We start from the raw sequence: 18,528 nt of genomic DNA on the forward strand, positions 1-18,528 counted from the left end.
TGCTGCAGGACCGCCACACCAGGCGCGATTAGCTCAGCGGGAGAGCACTACCTTGACACGGTAGGGGTCACTGGTTCAATCCCAGTATCGCGCACGTCGGATCCTTCGGGGTCTGCTGCAGGACCGCCACACCAGGCGCGATTAGCTCAGCGGGAGAGCACTACCTTGACACGGTAGGGGTCACTGGTTCAATCCCAGTATCGCGCACAGTACAGGCAGAGGCCGTGATCCGTGAGGATCGCGGCCTCTGCCTTTTGTCATAGGTGCGCCCTGGCTTGGCTGCCTGTCGCGCGTGGGCGGAGAGGGATCGGGCCCGGCTGTACCGGCGGGCCCGGTAAAGATGAAGAGCCGCGTACGGACGCCCTCACCGACGTCCATACGCGGCATCTCCGCCTGCCGGGGTGCTCTGCGCACCGCTTCACGCCCGTCCGCGTGTCACCGCGGGCGCGGCCTTCCCCGGCGGCACCGGCTCCCCGTCCCCAGGGGATCCAGTGCCCGTTCAGTGGCCGGCCGGGCTGAGGCGCCCGGCCGGGTGTCAATGGCCGATCAGGTCGACGACGGCCTGGGCCTGGTTGGCCATCTGCTCCCAGCCGCCGAACAGCATGATCAGGAGCACCGCGCAGGGCAGCGCCATGGCCAGCGCCACCGCCGGGTGCCTGGTCGGCTCGGCGGCCTGGCGCTGGGCGAAGGCCGGCCGACGGCGGTGGGAGGATCCCGTGAGCTGCGGTGCCATGCCCATACTCCTGATTCGTGCGCTAGCTGTGCGCGCTGCCCGTGCTGATCGCTCGATGTTGGCGCGGTGGACGGCTTACCTCGGGGGACGAGCTCCCCGTCCACCGCTGAGCACAACGCTATTGCCCGAGGGGGTAGTCGGACGTCATGCCGTCGTACTGTTCTCCGGGCATCCCCGAGGATGACGATCAGACTTCGGGACTACTACCGCAGGGGGAGACGGTCTCGACCGAACCCCCGAGGGAACCCTGAGAGCCGACCCCGAGAAACGATTCGGCACCCTCACCACCCCGATGTCAGTGCAAGATCCGACAATCGCACGGCGGCTTGAGGTGTTGCGTATCAGCACACCGCAGCAGGCAGTCCGTAAGCTGTGCCAGACAGGAACTGACGATGCCCCAACGGACGGGGCCTCACCCACAGGCTGACGGGGAACGAAGATGGCGATGATGCGGCTGAGGCGTGAGGACCCCCGCATCGTCGGGCCGTACCGGCTGCACCGACGGCTGGGGGCCGGCGGCATGGGCGTCGTCTACCTGGGGTCGGACCGGCGGGGGCAGCGGGTCGCGCTCAAGCTGATCCGCGCCGAACTCGCCGAGGACCTGGAGTTCCGCACCCGCTTCGCCCGGGAGATCGCCGCCGCCTCCAGGATCCGGGGCGGCTGCACCGCCCGTGTGGTCGGTTCCGACATCGAGGCCGACCGGCCCTGGCTGGCCACCGCCTACGTCCCGGGGCCCTCGCTGTACAAGCGGGTCGGCGACGAGGGCGCGCTCAACTGGCCCGAGGTGGCCAGGATCGGGGCCGCACTGGCCGACGGACTGGTCAAGGTGCACGAGGCCGGGGTGGTCCACCGCGACCTCAAGCCGTCGAACATCCTGCTCTCCCCCCGGGGCCCGCGGATCATCGACTTCGGCATCGCCTGGTCGCGCGGGGCCAGCACGCTCACCCACGTCGGCACGGCGGTCGGCTCGCCCGGCTTCCTCGCGCCCGAGCAGGTGCGCGGGGCCGCCGTCACGCCCGCGACCGACGTCTTCGCCTTCGGGGCGACCCTGGCGTACGCGCTCACCGGGGACACCCCGTTCGGTTCGGGGGCCTCCTCCGAGGTGATGCTGTACCGGGTCGTGCACGAGGAGCCCGATCTGTCGGCCGTGCCACCGCAGTTGGCGCCGCTGATCCGGGCCTGCCTGGCCAAGGAGCCCGGCGAGCGGCCCGGCGCGGCCGCGCTGCACGAGCGGCTCAGCGAGCTGGCGGCGCGCGGTGCGGCGGGTGGTCCGGCTGCGGGATTCGGCGGGGCCGGGCAGGGTGGTCCGGGCTTTGGCGGCGCGGCGGCGGGCGGTGCCGGTGCCGCTCTCGGTGGAGTCGGGGTTGGTGGCGCGGGAGTCGGTGGCGCCGGAATCGGCGGCGGTGCCGGGGTCGGTGGTGGTGCGGTCCGTGCGGGTGGCGGGCGCCCGGGGGTTCGGCCGGCGGCCGGTCCGGGCGGCGGTGCGGTGCGCGGCGGGCCCACCACGCCGGTGCAGCCGTCCGGCCCCCCGCCGCAGGGTCCGGCGCAGCATGGCGTCCCCGCGCCCGGTCGGGCGCCGGACCCGGCGCGGGCCCGGGCCGCGGCGGGGAGCCGTCCGCACTCCGCGCCCCCGGCCGGGCAGAGCCCCTACCAGGGCGGTCACCGGGCTGCGCCGCAGCGACGGCCGCACGGGCAGTCGCCGACCGCGGCGATGCCCCGGCCGGAGGCCGCCCAGACCACTCGGCCGCTGCGCGAGCGCCAGCAGACCCCGCCGCCCGGACGGGCGGACCGGCCGGCCGGGCCCGGTGGAGCGGAGGGCTTCCGGGATCGGGAGCAGCGGGCCGACCGGCCCCGCGGGCGGACTCGGGACCGGCAGCACACGCCCGCTCCCGGCGTCCGTCCGAGCACCTCGCGGCAGCGGCTGCTGCGGCAGCGGGTGGTCGTCTTCATCACCGTCACGCTCGGTGTCGCGCTGGCCATCGCGGCGGCGCAGGGCTGTGAGGACCGCGGCAACCAGGGCCTCCGGGCGCCTGGCGGTACGCGGGTGAGCGCGGCGCCGGCCGAGCAGCCGACTCCCCCGGGGGCCGGGCTGTCGGCGGACGGGGCTACACAGTCCGCCGCCCCGCCGCCGGCGACACCGCTCTCGGCGGCGGCCCGCAGCAGCGCGCCGGCCGCGGAGGGGGCGCTGGCCCCTGCTCAGGGGGCCGTGCCGGTCGTGGACTGGCCGAACCGCAGCTACCCGGACCCGGCGGGCGGCCCGTCCGTCGCGCTGCGCGACGGACGCTCGGCGGGCAACGGGCCGCAGGTGGCGCTCAGCGCCGTACTCCCGGCCCGCTACAAGGGCGCGCCGGCGGCCCTGGTGATGCTGCGCCGGACGGAGGGCTCGGTGCCGCTCGACCTGGTGCAGCTGTTCTCGTTCAACGGGGACGCGCCGATGGCGCTGGCGTCCCGTTCCTCTGCCGCAGACCCGCAGGCGACGGCCACCTGGCGGCTCGACGGCGGCGCGCTGGTCCGCGAGGAGCGCGTCACCCAGACCGGCGCGGTCGCCTCGACGCGGTACACGGTGCGGGCCGACGGGAGCATCGAGGAGTCCTGGCCCGGCGCCGGCGCCTCCGGTGGCGGCACCGGCCTCACCAGCGTCCCGCCCCCTGCCGCCGCCCCGGCGCCGCCCACCGCGCCCACGGGCTGAGTAGCCGCCTCGGCAGGCGTTCGCGGTGTGGTCGGCTTGTGGGGGCGCCGTCTGCCGCACGCTTTCCCGGCCTGGCGTGGCAACCGGCCACTGCACAGGAAGTCGGGCAGGCCGACTTCCTACTCCTCGGCCTTGTGTTGGGCGTTCGGGGCGCAGCCAGGCGAAGCGGAGACGGGCAACCGCGGCCCGAGCCCGAGTGCGCTCCCCCGTGACGGCGCCGGTTATGAGCGTACTCTCCGGCCGTCTCTGCACTTTGCAAAGTGCAGACGGCAGACAAGGGCGGAGGTGGGAAGGGGCGCAGGCCCGGGGGTGGGAGCGGGGGGTGAAGGTCAGGCGGTGGTGACGGCGTAGAAGGCGACTGCGGCGGCTGCTCCGACGTTGAGGGAGTCGATGCCGTGGGACATCGGGATGCGGACGGGGTGGTCCGCGGCGGCGAGGGCCTGGGGGGTGAGTCCGTCGCCCTCGGCGCCGAGCATGAGGGCGGCCTTGGGGAGGCGGTTCGGGGTGAGGGAGGCCAGGTCGACGGCGGTGTCGGCGGGGGTGAGGGCGAGGAGGCTGAAGCCGGCCGCGCGGACGGCGTCCAGGGCCGCCGGCCAGGGGTCGAGCCGGGCGTAGGGGACGGCGAAGACGGCGCCCATGGAGACCTTGACGGCCCTCCGGTACAGCGGGTCGGCGCAGTCGGGCGAGAGCAGGACGGCATCCATGCCGAGCGCGGCCGCGCTGCGGAAGATCGCGCCCAGGTTGGTGTGGTCGACCAGCCCTTCCAGGACGGCCACCCGGCGGGCCGCGGTGAGCAGCTCGGCGGCCTCCGGCAGCGGCTTGCGCTCCATCGAGGCCAGCGCCCCGCGGTGGACGTGGTAGCCGGTGACGGCCTCGGCGAGCGCGGGCTCGACCACGTGGACCGGGGCGTCCACCTCCGCGATGACGTCGGCCATCACGTCCAGCCACTTCGCCGTCAGCAGCATCGACCGCATCCGGTAGCCGGCGTCGAGGGCGCGGCGGATGACCTTCTCGCCCTCGGCGATGAACAGGCCCTCGGCGGGCTCGCGGCGGCGGCGGAGTTCGACGTCGGTCAGGCCGGTGTAGTCGCCGAGGCGCGGGTCTGCGGGGTCGGTGATGGTGCTGGGTTCGGACACCCTGCGATCTTGCCAAGTCGGGGTGGCGAAGGCCAAACGGCCGACGGCCGGGATCGCTTAGCCTGGCCCTGCGGCTGCCGGAGTGCAAATATGCAGTATGGCCCGTTTTCCGGGCCGATCTTGGGCTCCGTCGGCCTCTGGTGATTCTGGTTCCGCCGTGTCCTCCCGATCCACCGGCACCGCCGGATCCGCCGGTGGGCGGCGCCCACACGGTCGGCACCAGCAGCCGCGAGCGGCGCGGCCGGGGTCGGCCGTGCGCCGGTCCGTGGCCGGTCAGGTGTTCGCCCTGCAGGTGCTCGTGGTGCTGCTGCTGGTGGCATCGGCCGCAGTGGCGCTGGTGGTGCAGTCCCGCAACGACGCCGCGCAGGAGGCCCGCAACCGGTCGGTGGCGGTCGCGCAGACCTTCGCCAACTCCCCCGGCATCGTCGCGGCGCTCCGTTCACCGGATCCGACGGCCCTCCTGCAGCCGAAGGCGGAGGACGCGCGGGTGGCCTCCGGCGTGGACTTCATCGTCGTCCTGAACACCGACGGCATCCGCTACACGCATCCGAACCCGGCCCGGATCGGCCAGAAGTTCGTCGGCGACTACCTGCCCGCGCTCAACGGGCAGGTGGTGACCGAGCGGGTCAACGGCACGATCGGGCCGCTGGTCCAGGCGGTCGTGCCGGTGCCTGCTCCCGACGGCTCGGTGGTCGGCATGGTCTCGGCGGGGATCACGATCGCCAATGTGAGCAGCGCGAGCGAGCGGCAGCTGCCGATGGTGCTGGGCGCCGCCGCGGTCGCGCTGGGACTGGCCACCTGCGGTACGGCGCTGATCAGCCGACGGCTGCGCCGCCAGACGCACGGGCTCGGCCCGGCCGAGATGACCCGGATGTACGAGCACCACGCGGCGGTGCTGCACGCGGTGCGCGAAGGGGTGCTGATCGTCGGCGGTGACGGGGTGCTGCTGCTCTGCAACGACGAGGCGCGCCGGCTGCTGGACCTGCCCGCGGACGCCGAAGGGCGTCCGGTGACGGAGCTGGGGCTCGACCACGCGCCGGAGCAGCTGCTGACGGCCAACCGGCCGATCACCGACGAGGTGGTGCTGGCCGGCGAGCGGCTGCTGGCCGTCAACGTCCGGCTGACCGACCGGGACGGCGGCCCGCCGGGCTGTGTGGCCACCTTGCGGGACTCCACCGAGCTGCTGGCGCTGTCCGGCCGGGCGGAGGTGGCGCAGCGGCGGCTGCGGCTGCTGTACGACGCCGGGGTGACGGTGGGCAGTTCGCTGGACGTGACGCGGACGGCGGAGGAGCTGGCGCAGGTGGCGGTGCCGCGGTTCGCGGACTTCGTGAGTGTGGACCTGGCCGAGCAGGTGCTGGAGGGCGAGGAGCCTCCGCCGGGGACGGCGCTGGGGAGGATGCGTCGGGCGGCGTTCTGCGGCGCGCGCGACGACTCGCCGTTCTACCCGGCGGGCACGGTGCTGGAGGTGGTTCCGGCCTCGCCGCTGGCCGGGACGCTGGACAGCGGGCTGCCGGCCGTCGAACCGCGGCTGGCGGAGGCTGAGGAGTGGCGCCGGCAGGACCCCGAGCGGGCCGCACAGGTGCTGGAGTACGGGGTGCACTCGCTGGTTCGGGTGCCGTTGCGGGCCCGCGGGGTGCCGCTGGGGGTGGTGCGGTTCTGGCGGGCCGATCGACCGGAGCCGTTCGAGGAGGACGACCTCGCGCTGGCGGAGGAGCTGGTCTCGCATGCCGCCGTCTGCATCGACAACGCCCGGCGGTACACCCGGGAGCATGCGATGGCGGTGACGCTGCAGCACAGTCTGCTGCCGCGCAGTCTGCCGGTGCAGAACGCGTTGGAGGTGGCGCATCGGTACCTGCCGGCCCAGGCGGGGGTGGGCGGGGACTGGTTCGACGTGATCCCGCTTCCGGGGGCACGGGTGGCGCTGGTGGTCGGGGACGTGGTCGGGCACGGACTGCATGCGGCGGCGACGATGGGGCGGCTGCGGACGGCGATCCACAACTTCTCGACGCTCGATCTGCCGCCGAACGAGCTGCTGGGGCATCTGGACGACCTGGTGAACCGGCTCGACCAGGAGGAGTCGGCGACCGGTGGCGGGGCGGCGCTGACGGGGGCGACCTGCCTGTACGCGATCTACGACCCGGTGTCGCGGCGGTGCACGTTGGCGAGTGCGGGGCATCCGCCGCCGGCGCTGGTGCACCCGGACGGGCGGGTGGAGTTCCCGGAGCTGGCGACCGGGCCGCCGCTGGGACTGGCGGTGCTGCCGTTCGAGACGGTGGAGCTGGAGGTGGCGGAGGGCAGTCGGCTGGTGCTGTACACGGACGGGCTGGTGGAGGACCGGCAGCGGGACATCGACGTGGGGCTGGAGCTGCTGCGGGCGGCGTTGTCCGGGCCGGACCGGACGCCGGAGCAGACCTGCGCGGATGTGCTGGGCGCGCTGCTGCCGGCGCATCCGCAGGACGACATCGCGTTGCTGGTGGCGCGGACGCGGGTGCTGGCCTCGGACCAGGTGGCGGAGTGGGAGGTGCCGTCCGACCCGGCGGCGGTGGGCGGCGTGCGGGCGGCGGTGGCGGAGCGGCTGGCTCTGTGGGGGCTGGACGAGGCGGCGTTCGTCACCGAGCTGATCCTGAGCGAGCTGGTGACCAATGCGATCCGGTACGGGACCGGGCCGATCCGGGTGCGGCTGCTGCGCGACCGGGCGCTGATCTGCGAGGTGTCCGACACCAGCAGTACCTCGCCGCACCTGAAGTACGCGGCGACGACAGACGAGGGCGGCCGCGGGCTGTTCCTCGTGGCGCAGTTCGCGGACCGGTGGGGCACCCGGTACACGGCCACCGGGAAGGTGATCTGGACCGAGCAGCCGTTGGAGTGAGTGCGTGGGGTGGGGTGGGGCAGCGCAGCACGGGGCTGGGCTGGGGCGCGGGCGGGGCGGCCAGGTGGAGGGCGGAGTGGGAAGTCGGGCGGGCCGACTTCCCACTCCGGACTGTTTGCAAAGTCGCACTTTGCAAACAGCCCGAACTACCCGGGGCCGCTTCGTTGAGCCGGTGCTGCACTTTGCAAAGTTGGACTTTGCAAAGTGCAGCACGCTCTCAGGGCGCAGGGGTCCGCTGAGGGCGGGGGTGGGCTCACGGCGGGGTGACGCCGTGGGCGGGGGGTGCTGGGGGTGGGAGGGTCAGGCGGGGAAGGCCGGGGCGAGGACGTTGACCACGTCGCCGATGACGATGACGGCGGGGGGCTTGATCTGCTCGGCGGCGACCGTGGCGGCGACGGTGGCGAGGGTGGCGTCGACCCGGCGCTGGGCGGCGGTGGTGCCCTCCTGGACGACGGCGACCGGGGTGTCGGCCGGGCGGCCGCACTCGATCAGCCTGGCCGCGATCGCCCCGATCTTGTCCACGGCCATCAGCAGCACCAGCGTGCCGTTCATCCGCGCGGCGGCCTCCCAGTTGGTCAGCGAGCGCTCGTCGTCCGGGCCGACGTGGCCGGAGATCACGGTGAACTCGTGCGTCATGCCACGGTGGGTGACCGGGACGCCGACCGCCGCCGGCACGCTGATCGAGCTGGAAATGCCCGGCACCACGGTGACCGGCAGCCCGGCCTCGACACAGGCCAGCAGTTCCTCGCCGCCGCGCCCGAACACGTACGGGTCGCCGCCCTTGAGCCGGACCACGAACCTGCCCGCCTTGGCGTGCTCGATCAGCGTGCGGTTGATCGCCTCCTGGGCCATGAACCGCCCGTACGGGATCTTGGACGCGTCGATCACCTCGACGTGCTCCGGCAGCTCGGCCAGCAGCTCGCGCGGGGCGAGGCGGTCGGCGACCACCACGTCCGCGTCCGCGAGCAGGCGGCGGCCGCGCACGGTGATCAGGTCCGGGTCGCCCGGGCCGCCTCCGACCAGGGCGACGCCCGCGCCGTGCGAGCGGAACTGGCGGGCGGCCAGCGAACCGTCCCGCAGGCCGTCCACGATGGTGTCGCGCAGGGCGGCGGAGTGCCGCGGGTCCCCGGTGAGGACGGCCACGGTGGCACCCGCGTCGCGGCCGCTGGCCGGGGTCCAGGCGGTGGCGGCCGCCGCGTCGTCGCTGCGGGCGCAGAACACCCGCTCACGCTCGGCCTCGGCGCTGACCGCCGTGTTGACCGCCGGGTCGTCGGTGGCGACCAGCGCGTACCAGGCCGCGGTGAGGTCGCCGTCCTGGTAGCGGCGCTCGTGCCAGGTCAGCTCGCCCGCGTCGGCCATGGCCTGGACGGCGGGGGTGGTCACGGGGGATATCAGGTGCACGTCCGCACCGGTGGCGAGCAGGGCCGGCAGTCGCCGCTGGGCGACGTGGCCGCCGCCGATCACGACCACGCGGCGGCCGGCGAGCAGCAGGCCGACCGGGTAGGGGGTGCGGCCCTCGGTGCTGGGGTGAGGAGTGGGCGCGGTCATGGGCGGTGCTCCTGGATCGGGGGTGAGGGTGGTGGGGGTACGGCGCGTCACCGCTTCGCGTACCGGCGCGCCCTCGGGCCGGTACGGGAAGCGGTGACGATGTGCGTCAGGCCTTCTCGGTGACCCCGGCGGAGTCGAACGTGGCTACATCGTGCATCGCACGGGCCGCACTCTGCACCAGCGGGAGGGCCAGCAGGGCACCGGTGCCCTCCCCCAGTCGCAGGTCCAGGTCGATCAGCGGCCGCAGTCCGAGCTTGGCGAGCGCGGCCTGGTGGCCGGGCTCGGCGGACCGGTGCCCGGCGATGCAGGCGGCCAGCACCTCGGGGGCGATCGCCTTGGCGGCCAGCGCGGCCGAACCGGCGATGACTCCGTCCAGGATGACCGGGGTGCGCAGCGAGGCGGCGCCCAGCAGGAAGCCGGCGAGGGCCGCGTGCTCCAGGCCGCCGATGGCGGCGAGGACGCCGATCGGGTCGCTCGGGTCCGGCTGGTGCAGCGCCAGTGCGGTGCGGATCACCTCGATCTTGCGGGCGTGCGTCTCGTCGTCGATGCCGGTGCCGCGGCCGGTGACCTCGGCCGGGTCCAGGCCCGTGAAGACCGAGATCAGGGCGGCCGAGGCGGTGGTGTTGGCGATCCCCATGTCGCCGGTGACCAGGGCCTTGTTGCCGGCGGCGACGAGGTCGCGGGCGGTCTCGATGCCGACCTCGATGGCCTTGAGGGCCTCCTCGCGGCTCATCGCCGGGCCCTGGGTCATGTCGTCGGTGCCGGGCTTCACCTTGCGCGGGAGCAGGCCGGTGGTGCGGCCCTGCTGGATCGCGTCGGGCAGCTCGGAGGCGACGCCGACGTCGACCACGCAGACCTCGGTGCCGATCTGCTTGGCGAAGGCGTTGACCACCGCTCCCCCGGCCAGGAAGTTGCCGACCATCTGGGCGGTGACCTCCTGCGGCCAGGGGCTGACGCCCTGGGCGTGCACGCCGTGGTCGGCCGCGAAGATCGCCACGCAGGCGGGCTCCGGGATCGGCGGCGGGCACTTGCGGGAGAGCCCGGACAGCTGGGCGGAGATGATCTCCAGCATGCCGAGGGAGCCGGCCGGCTTGGTCATCCGCTTCTGGCGGTCCCAGGCCTCGCCGAGGGCCTTGGCGTCCAGCGGGCGGATGCCGCGCAGGGTGTCGGCGAGCAGGCTGTGCGGCTCCTCGCCGGGCAGTGCGCGGTTGCCGTACTGCTCCTCGTGGACGACCCAGGAGAGCGGGCGCTTCTTGGCCCAGCCCTGCTGCTGGAGCTCGGGCTCGTCGGGGAAGACGTCGACGTAGCCGACGCAGAGGTAGGCGACGACCTCCAGGTGCTCGGGCAGGCCGAGCTCGCGGACCATCTCGTCCTCGTCGAAGAAGCTCACCCAGCCGACGCCGAGGCCTTCGGCGCGGGCGGCCAGCCAGAGGTTCTCGACGGCGAGGGCGGCCGAGTACGGGGCCATCTGGGGCTGGGTGTGCCGGCCCAGGGTGTGGCGGCCGCCGCGGGTGCGGTCGGCGGTCACCACGATGTTGACGGGCGTTTCGAGGATGGCCTCGATCTTGATTTCCTTGAACTGCTTGGCCCGGCCCTTGGGCAGCGAGTCCGCGAACGCCTCGCGCTGGCGCTCGGCGAGTTCGTGCATCTTGCGGCGGGTCTTGGCCGAGCGGATCACCACGAAGTCCCACGGCTGGGAGTAGCCGACGCTGGGCGCGGTGTGGGCGGCCTCCAGGACGCGGATCAGCACCTCGTGCGGGATCGCGTCCGGGCGGAAGCCGTTGCGGATGTCGCGGCGCTCGCGGATGACCTGGTGGACGGCGTCGCGGCCGGCCTCGTCGTAGCCGGGGGCGGCGGGGCCGCGCGGTTCGGCGGGCTCCTCGACGGGCTCCTCCGCGGCGGCCTCCTGGGCGGTCTCCTCAATGGGGCCGCCGGGGAGGACCTCGGCCTGGGCGTCGGTCGGGGCGTCGGCTGCGGCCTCGTCCTGTGCTTCGGCCGGCGGAGCGGCCGCGGTGTCCGGGGTGGACTCCGTCTCGGCGGCGGCCTCGGGCTCGGTGACCGGCTCAGCGGAGGGCTCAGCGGCCGGCTCGGGCTCCACGGCGGACTCGGTGGCGGGGGCGGCCTCCTGCACGGCGGCCTCCTGCGGCTGCTGCTCGGTCTCCGGGGCGGTCACGGCCTGGCCCGAGGGCATCTCGCCGGTGCCGACGGCGGTCTCCGCGGCGGTCCCGGCCTCGGCAGCGGGGGCGGCCTCGGCGGCGGGGGCGGCCTCGGCGGCGGGGGCGGTGACCTGGGTGTCGGCGGCATCGGGTGCCTGGTCGGCAGGCTGTGCCTCGATGGCGTGTTCTGCCACTGCGGCAGCCTCCGCCACGGCGGCCTGGTCTGCCTCAGGGGCACGGTCTGCCTCGGTGGCGCTCTGCGCCAGAGTGGCATCCTGCGCCGGGTCGGCATGCTGTGCCACCTCGGCAGGCTGTGCCTGCTCGGCGGTCGGCACCTCGGGCTGCGCCGCGGTCGCTATGGGGGCGGGCTGCTGCGGCGCGGCCGACTCGACGGGCTCGACCTGCGGCAGGCCGTGCGGGGTGGGCGCGGCGAGGAACGCCGAGATGCGCCGGGGCTGACCGGCCGGAGCGGCCGGCTGCTGCTCGGGCTGGGCAACGGCGCCGGGCTCGGTGACGACGTCGGTGGCGGTGACAGCGTCGGTGGCTGCCGGTGCGTCGACGGGAGCGGGCTGGACGACCGGTTCGGCCTGCGGCGTCTGCTCGACCGGCAGGGCCTGGTCCGCCACGGTCTCCGGGGCCGCCACGGCCTCCGCGGCCTCGACGGGCACCGCCTCGACGGTCGGCTCGGGCTGGACCTCGGGCTGGACCTCGGCCGCGACCGGCTCGACGGTCACCACGGGCTCGGCGGCCGGCTCGGCGATCTGCTCTGCGACCGGCTCGGCGACGAGGGCCTGCGGGGCCTCGACCTGCTGCGGAGCCTGCTGCACGTCCTGGACCGGCCGCACGTCCTGGACCGGCTGACCCGAGACGACCGGGACGCCCTGCGGCTGGGCCGGGGCCTGCACCGGAGCGGCCGTCGGCGCGGCGAACTGCGGCTCGGGCTGCCCGACGACGGGGATGACGACCGGGATGCCGTGCGCGGGCGTGCCGCCCTGCGACGGCCCGCGGTCGGCGAGCGAGCGGACCGGGACGTGGCCGGTCATCAGCGACGGGTCCGGGATCGGCGGACCGGCGTGCAGCGGGCGGCGCGGCGGCTGAGTCGCCGTCAGCGCGTCCTGGCCCGTCGCCTGCAGCGGGTTCTGGACGGCCTGCGGCTGGCCCTGGGCCTGCGCAAAGGCCTGGGCCTGCTGCGCGGCCGGGTCGGCGGCGCCGAGCAGCGGCGGCTCCAGCGGCGGCCAGGAGGGGTCGACCGGGATGCCCGGCGCGCCCGCCGCGGCCTGCTGCCCGTCCCCGTACTGCGCGGCGGCGTCCGGCTCGGTGGCGGAGGCGAGCGGCTCGCCCCAGGAGCCCTGCGGACCGGGCATCAGCAGGACGTCGTCATCCTCGTCGAGCAGGTCCGGCTGGTCGGGCTGGTCCAGGAAGTGGAAGGCGGGGCGGGGCGCACCGCCCTCGGCGGGCCAGCCCTCCCCGGGGACACCGGCGACCGGCACGCCGAAGCCGGGGGCCTGCCCCACGACACCTGCGCCCTGCGGCGGGATCACGGCGGCGCCGGGCGCCATCGCGCCCGGCAGGCCCGTCCCCGGCACCGCGGGGTTCGGCACGACACCGCCGTCCGTCGCGATGCCCTGCACGGGTGCGACGGGTACCGCGACGCCCTCCGGGCCGCCGAGCGGGTCGGGCCCGGCGAGCAGGTGCTCCGGCAGTCCCTCGTTCGGGACGTGGCCGCCATCGGTCATGTCAAAGCTCCTTCCAGGCCGCTGCCGCGTCCTTGGCGACGCGATCACCGACCGCAGCGCCCATCCGCACGGGCCGGGCCTGCACCGGCCCGCCCCTCAATCACACGCGGCCGCCGCGCCGGGGCGCTGCGGCCGAAGTCCTTCCGGCGCACTGCGGCACACCGGCCCGCGCACCACCCGTCAGGGTCGGCGCGCCATCTGAAACAACGACAACCCGGGGCAACCGGCACGACCGCACCGGACCCTACGGCATTCTCCAGGTCCGGCACGCGGCCCGTCGAATTGCCCACACTCCGAGCCACATCGGGTTGCAGCACGTCAAAAAGGCGACAAACCGACTGGATCGGGCAGGTCACCGGCCGCCGCAGCAGCCCAGGACGCCACACTACCGGCCCGGCACTGTCACCTCTCGAATCGGTGTCCGGATGCGACCTGGATCACCGCACGAGGGCGCGGGGAGGGGCCGCGGGCCGGCGGCCGACGTCGCACCGAAAGCCCACTGGAAGCCCCCCGGAGGCCTGCCGCAGACGCCCCGGGAACGCTTGGAAGCATGCCCGGGCCGGTGTCGGCGGCGCACTGTCTTCACACGATCTGCTCACCCCAGAGCAGGAGCACGCCCGGCTCCCCCGCCCCGAACCGCAGCCCCCCGCCGGCGGTCGCGCTCAGCGGCGCCGACTGCAGCAGGGCGCCGTCCGCCCGGTAGCCGGCCCCGGTGATCGCCCGGCGGAGCTCCTCCGCCTCCGCGAGGGTGCCGGCCACCGCCACGAACCGCTCGGGGCGGCGGGCCAGCACCGCGCGCACGACCTCCGGGCCGCCGGCCTCGACCACGGCCGCGTCCGGCTCCGGCAGCCCGCCCAGCACCTCCGGGCCGCGGCCGTGGACGGTCTCCACCTCGACGCCGTAGCGGCGCGCGTTGACGGTCAGCCGGGCGCAGGCCGCGCTGTCGGCCTCCACCGCCACCACGGCCGCGCCGAACCGGGCGGCCTCGATGGCGAGGGCGCCGCTGCCCGCGCCGACCGACCAGACCAGGTCCCCCGGACGGGCACCCAGACGGGCCAGCACCAGCGCGCGGACGTGCGCGGGGAGCGCGTCCGATGCGCCGGGCCCGTCCGCCGCGCGCCCGGCGCCCGTGTAGGCGTCACCGGGGAGCGCCCAGCCGCGCTCCGCGCCGGGGAAGCCGACCGGGCGCCCGGCCAGCCAGCCGGCCGCCTCGCCGTTCGCCCCGGGCTGCGGGCCGCCGCTGTTGCCGCCGATCACCAGCACCACGTTCGGGTCGCGCCAGACGTGGTCGGCGATCCGGTCCGAGGTGAGGACGGTGACGTCCTCCTCGGAGGTCCCGAGGGCCTCGCAGACCACGAAGGTGCGGTGCACCCCGCGCAGCATCAGCGCGAGTTCGGCGGGCCCGGCGCCGGGCGCGGTGAGCACCGCGACCTTGGGGTTGGCCCGGCAGATGTTGGCGGCGCGGCGCAGCCGTCCGCCGTGGGCGCTGACCACCTGGGCGTCCTCCCAGGGCATTCCGGCCCGGGCGAAGGCCGCGGCGACCGAGGAGACGGCGGGCAGGACCTCCAGTTCGAGGCCGTACTCGGGGCGGCGCAGGGTGCGGACGACGCCGAAGAAGCCCGGGTCCCCCTCGGCGACGACGACGGCGGCGCCGCGGTGTTCGGCGATCCGGTGGGCGGCGAGTCGGACGTTGCCGAGGACGATCCGTTCGGCGCCGGGCGGCACCGGGAGGGCGCTGAGTTGGTAGGGGGCGCCGGCCACCAGGGTCGCTGCGGCGAGCGCCGCGCCGGCGGCCTCGGTCAGCGGTGTGCCGTCCCACCCGATGACCGTGATCCGGTCAGCCATCTGCGGCCGTTCTCCCTCGCCTCGGTGCGCTCGTCCGCGCCGGTCCTTCGCGCGCCAGTCCTTCGCGCCGGGGTGCGGCGCCGGACAGAGGCTACCGGGTGTGATCCCCCTTGTGCCGACAACTCGGACACATGTCCGTCACGTACCCGGCGGCAGCGGCCTGCCGGACGGGCGAAGTGGATCAGGCAGGACGGGGGTCAGTCGCGCAGGACGTACCGGTGGTCGCCGTGCCAGCCGGACTCCGCCTCGACCGGGGCCTCCATGTCCTCGGGGAGCAGGCTCCACAGGATGACGTCGCTGCGGCTCTCCTCCCCGCCCCGGGCGCCGACCGGATCCCCCGCGGCCGACCCACCGGACCCGCCGGACCCGCCGACCCCACCGGAGCCGCCGGATTCGCCGCGCACTATCCAGGCGCTGCGCAGCACGCCCTCGCTGATGCCGCCGATCTTCTGGGCGACCTGCTGGGCGGCGGTGTTCCCGGCGGCGGTGCGCATCTCCAGTCGCAGGAAGCCGCGGTCCTCGAAGAGCCACTGGGCGACCCCGAGGACGGCCTCCGGCGCGTAGCCCTCGCCGCGGGCCCAGGGGGCGGTGACGTAGGCGATCTCGGTGGAGCGCAGCCGCCAGTCGGTGTTGCGCAGTTCGACCAGTCCGACCAGGCGCTGGGTGAGGTGCTCGGTGACGGCGAAGACGATGCCGCGGCCGGCCAGCCGGTGGGCGGGGGCGAGGGTGCGGGCGAGCTCGGCGGCGTAGCGCTCGGTGAAGGGGTGCGGGAGGTCCGTCCAGGCCAGGACCAGTTCGTCGGCCATCATGGCGGCCAGGCCGGGGGCGTCGTCCTCCGCAAGGGGGCGCAGCAGCAGCCGTTCGGTGCTGATGGCGGTCTCGGGGAAGCTCGCTGCCATGCCGTCTCTCCTCGCCGGGTCGTTGACACACCGTACGCCTCGCCGGTGCCCGGGTGTGACGCGGTGCACGGCCCGCACGACGGTACGTCAGAACTCGGCCTGTCAGGGTGTCACTACCTGCATACTGCCCGACCGGGCCCCCGCCGGGATGCGGCGGGGGCCCGGTCGGGGGCAGGCGGGGTGGCTCAGAAGGCGGGGATGACGGAGCCCTTGAAGGTGTCGTCGATGTACTTCTTCACCTCGGCGGAGTGGAGCAGCTCGGCGAGCTTCCTGACCCGCGGGTCGTTCTCCTTGCCCTGCTTGACGGCGAGGATGTTGGCGTAGGGGTTGCCCTCGGCCTTCTCCAGCAGCAGGGAGTCGCCGGCCGGCTTGAGGCCGGCGTCGAGGGCGTAGTTGCCGTTGATCACGGCGGCGTCGAGGTCGTCGATGGAGCGGGGCAGCTGGGCGGCCTCCAGCTCCTTCCACTTGAGGTTCTTCGGGTTGCCGGTGATGTCGGAGGGGGTGGCGGCGGTGCCGACGCCGGCCTTGAGGGTGATCAGGTTGTTGTCGGCGAGCAGCTTGAGCGCGCGGCCCTCGTTGGTGGCGTCGTTGGGCAGGCCGACGGTGGCGCCGTCCTTGAGGTCGCCGATGGCCTTGATCTTCTTCGAGTAGACGCCCAGCGGCTCCAGGTGGACCGGCTCGACCGAGACGATCTGGGTGCCGTGCTTCTTGTTGAAGTCCTCCAGGTACGGGACGTGCTGGAAGTAGTTCGCGTCGGCCGAGCCGTCCTGCACCGCGGTGTTGGGGGTCACGTAGTCGGTGACCTCCTTGATGGTGAGCTTGAGGCCGGCCTTGTCCGCCAGGTTGTCCTTGACGAACTTGAGGATCTGGCCGTGCGGGGTGGGGCTGGCGACGACGGTCAGCGGGGCGTTCGGGTCGGAGGACCCGGAGGACCCGGAGCTGCCGCAGGCGGCGAGCGAGAGGGCGATGCCGGCGGTGGCGAGGATGCTGGTGAACTTCAGGGCGTTGCGCACGAAAAGTGCCTTTCTGCGTGATACGGGGAGCCGCGTCCAGGTGCGGACGTCGGGTGGTCTCAGGGGGCGACGAGGTCCTCGCCGGAGGTGGCCGGGGCGCCTGGGGTGGTGCCGCGCGGGCCGAGCAGTCGCGGCCGGCCGCCGGTGCGGCCGCGGTTGGCAAGTCGGCGGACGGTGTAGTCGCCGAGCAGTTGGACGATGGTCACGATGATCACCAGCTCCGCGACGATGATCCACATGAAGCCGGTCTCGAAGCGGTAGTAGCCGTAGTTGACCGCGAGGGTGCCGAGTCCGCCGCCGCCGACCACGCCGGCCATCGCCGAGTAGCTGATCAGCGTGATGATCGTGGTGGTGACGGAGGCGGCGAGGCCGGGCAGGGCCTCGGGCAGCAGGGCCTTGCGGACGATGGTCCAGGTGGAGGCGCCCATGGCCTGGAGGGCCTCGATCAGTCCGCGGTCGACCTCGCGGACGGAGGTCTCGACGAGCCGGGCGAAGAAGGGGATCGCGCCGATGGTGAGCGGCACGGTGGCGGCCTCCCAGCCGATGGAGGTGCCGACCAGCCAGCGGGTGAAGGAGATCAGGGCGATCATCAGGATGATGAACGGCACCGAGCGGGCGATGTTCACCACGGCGCCGAGCACCTTGTTGACCGGCCGGTTGGCCAGCAGGCCGCCCTTGTCGGTGAGTACCAGCAGTACGCCGAGCGGCAGGCCGAGCAGCACGGTGACGACGGTGGAGACGCCGACCATCTGGAGGGTCTCCCAGGTGGCGGGCCACATCAGTTCCTGCATCTGGTCCCAGGTCATGCCGCCGCTCCCTTCGTCTTGTCGAAGCCGTCCGCGTCGAGGACGTCCACCTGCAGGCCCTGCTCGCGCAGGAAGCCGATCGGCACCACGTTGTCCGCCCGGGTGCCGGGGAGCTCGACCCGCATCCGGCCGACCATGCGGCCGGCGATGGTCTCGACGGCGGCGCCGAGGATGTTGATGTCGATCTGGTAGGTGCGGGCGAGCTGGGAGACGAACGGCTGGGCGGAGGTGTCGCCCTGGAAGGTGATCTCCAGGACGGTCTTTCCGGGGTGGCCGGAGGCGAACTCGCTGAGCGGGAAGAGCTCGCGGGCGAGTTCGGAGCCGGGCTTGGCCAGCAGGTCGGTCAGTTCGCCGGACTCGACCACCTTGCCGCCGCGCATCAGGGCGGCGGAGTCGCAGACGGACTTGATGACGTCCATCTCGTGGGTGATGAGCAGCACGGTGAGGCCGAGCTGCTGGTTGAGGTCGCGCAGCAGCTTGAGGATGGAGCGGGTGGTCTCGGGGTCGAGCGCGGAGGTGGCCTCGTCGGAGAGCAGCACCTTGGGGTCGCCGGCGAGGGCGCGGGCGATGCCGACGCGCTGCTTCTGGCCGCCGGAGAGCTGGCCGGGGTAGCTGCGGGCCTTGTCGGCGAGGCCGACCAGGTCGAGCAGTTCGGCGGCCCTGCGGCGGCGCTCGGTGCGGTCCAGGCCGATGATCTCCAGCGGGAGTTCGACGTTCTGCTGGACGGTGCGGGAGGCGAGCAGGTTGAAGTGCTGGAAGACCATGCCGATGCGGCGGCGGGCCTCGCGCAGCTCCCTGCCGGCGCGGTTCTCGCCGCCGGCGAGCGAGGTGAGCTCGACGCCGTCCACGGTGACCGTGCCGGAGCTGGGGCGCTCCAGCATGTTGACGCAGCGGATGAGGGTGGACTTGCCGGCGCCGCTGGTGCCGACGACTCCGTAGACCTCTCCGGGGCGGACGTGCAGGTCGACGCCGGCGAGGGCGGTCACCTCGCGGCCGCGGGAGCGGTAGACCTTCGTGAGGTCCGTGGTGGTGATCACAGCTGCTTCCGTGGGTCGGGGGCGGACGGCGTTCCACCGCCGGACCGGGTTGCGGTCGGCG

At 74.2% G+C, this 18,528-nt stretch carries 11 protein-coding genes and 2 tRNA genes; 4 read left to right on the forward strand and 9 right to left on the reverse strand.

Translation table 11 applies throughout. The features are described from left to right. Positions 1 to 22: 22 nt before the first annotated feature. Positions 23 to 94: transfer RNA gene (locus tag ACIGZJ_RS16350), tRNA-Val, on the forward strand. A gap of 41 nt (positions 95 to 135) precedes the next feature. Continuing rightward, positions 136 to 207: transfer RNA gene (locus ACIGZJ_RS16355), tRNA-Val, on the forward strand. A gap of 328 nt (positions 208 to 535) precedes the next feature. Here ACIGZJ_RS16355 and ACIGZJ_RS16360 read toward each other — a convergent pair. After that, positions 536 to 733 (reverse strand): hypothetical protein, encoded by a 198-nt coding sequence (locus tag ACIGZJ_RS16360; RefSeq protein ID WP_392933803.1) that lies wholly within the window; start codon positions 731 to 733, stop codon positions 536 to 538. A 439-nt stretch (positions 734 to 1,172) separates the two neighbouring features. Here ACIGZJ_RS16360 and ACIGZJ_RS16365 point away from each other — a divergent pair, with 439 nt between their 5' ends. Next, positions 1,173 to 3,422: a protein kinase gene (locus ACIGZJ_RS16365; protein WP_396457828.1), complete on the forward strand. Its 2,250-nt coding sequence runs from the start codon at positions 1,173 to 1,175 to the stop codon at positions 3,420 to 3,422. A gap of 329 nt (positions 3,423 to 3,751) precedes the next feature. On the opposite strand, the gene ACIGZJ_RS16370 is transcribed toward ACIGZJ_RS16365, so the two are convergent. Continuing rightward, positions 3,752 to 4,558, reverse strand: a complete 807-nt coding sequence (locus ACIGZJ_RS16370) for a TrmH family RNA methyltransferase (protein WP_396457829.1) — start codon at positions 4,556 to 4,558, stop codon at positions 3,752 to 3,754. Between the two features lie 97 nt (positions 4,559 to 4,655). Here ACIGZJ_RS16370 and ACIGZJ_RS16375 point away from each other — a divergent pair, with 97 nt between their 5' ends. Next, positions 4,656 to 7,427 carry a SpoIIE family protein phosphatase gene (locus tag ACIGZJ_RS16375; RefSeq protein ID WP_396457830.1) on the forward strand — a complete coding sequence of 924 codons (2,772 nt, stop codon included), beginning with the start codon at positions 4,656 to 4,658 and terminating at the stop codon, positions 7,425 to 7,427. Between the two features lie 300 nt (positions 7,428 to 7,727). On the opposite strand, the gene cobA is transcribed toward ACIGZJ_RS16375, so the two are convergent. From cobA to ACIGZJ_RS16410, 7 genes are all read right to left on the reverse strand, one after another. After that, positions 7,728 to 8,975: a uroporphyrinogen-III C-methyltransferase gene (gene cobA / locus ACIGZJ_RS16380; protein ID WP_396457831.1), complete on the reverse strand. Its 1,248-nt coding sequence runs from the start codon at positions 8,973 to 8,975 to the stop codon at positions 7,728 to 7,730. A gap of 106 nt (positions 8,976 to 9,081) precedes the next feature. Beyond that, complete coding sequence (gene cobT / locus ACIGZJ_RS16385; RefSeq protein ID WP_396457832.1) at positions 9,082 to 12,867, reverse strand: nicotinate-nucleotide--dimethylbenzimidazole phosphoribosyltransferase; 3,786 nt, start codon at positions 12,865 to 12,867, stop codon at positions 9,082 to 9,084. 582 nt (positions 12,868 to 13,449) lie between these two features. Then, entirely contained in the window at positions 13,450 to 14,712 is a 1,263-nt protein-coding gene (gene cbiE, locus ACIGZJ_RS16390; RefSeq protein WP_396457833.1) for a precorrin-6y C5,15-methyltransferase (decarboxylating) subunit CbiE, read from the reverse strand. Between the two features lie 197 nt (positions 14,713 to 14,909). Then, positions 14,910 to 15,611 (reverse strand): GNAT family N-acetyltransferase, encoded by a 702-nt coding sequence (locus ACIGZJ_RS16395; protein WP_396457834.1) that lies wholly within the window; start codon positions 15,609 to 15,611, stop codon positions 14,910 to 14,912. 185 nt (positions 15,612 to 15,796) lie between these two features. After that, positions 15,797 to 16,624 carry a MetQ/NlpA family ABC transporter substrate-binding protein gene (locus ACIGZJ_RS16400; protein ID WP_396457835.1) on the reverse strand — a complete coding sequence of 276 codons (828 nt, stop codon included), beginning with the start codon at positions 16,622 to 16,624 and terminating at the stop codon, positions 15,797 to 15,799. A 59-nt stretch (positions 16,625 to 16,683) separates the two neighbouring features. Continuing rightward, the gene (locus ACIGZJ_RS16405; protein ID WP_396457836.1) at positions 16,684 to 17,430 is read right to left on the reverse strand and encodes a methionine ABC transporter permease; all 747 of its coding nucleotides are present in this window, start codon (positions 17,428 to 17,430) and stop codon (positions 16,684 to 16,686) included. Further along, positions 17,427 to 18,467, reverse strand: a complete 1,041-nt coding sequence (locus ACIGZJ_RS16410) for a methionine ABC transporter ATP-binding protein (protein ID WP_392933780.1) — start codon at positions 18,465 to 18,467, stop codon at positions 17,427 to 17,429. The genes ACIGZJ_RS16405 and ACIGZJ_RS16410 overlap by 4 nt, the downstream gene beginning before the upstream one ends. Positions 18,468 to 18,528: the final 61 nt, after the last annotated feature.

Source organism: Kitasatospora sp. NPDC052868, from assembly GCF_044547105.1.
Taxonomy (GTDB): domain Bacteria; phylum Actinomycetota; class Actinomycetes; order Streptomycetales; family Streptomycetaceae; genus Kitasatospora.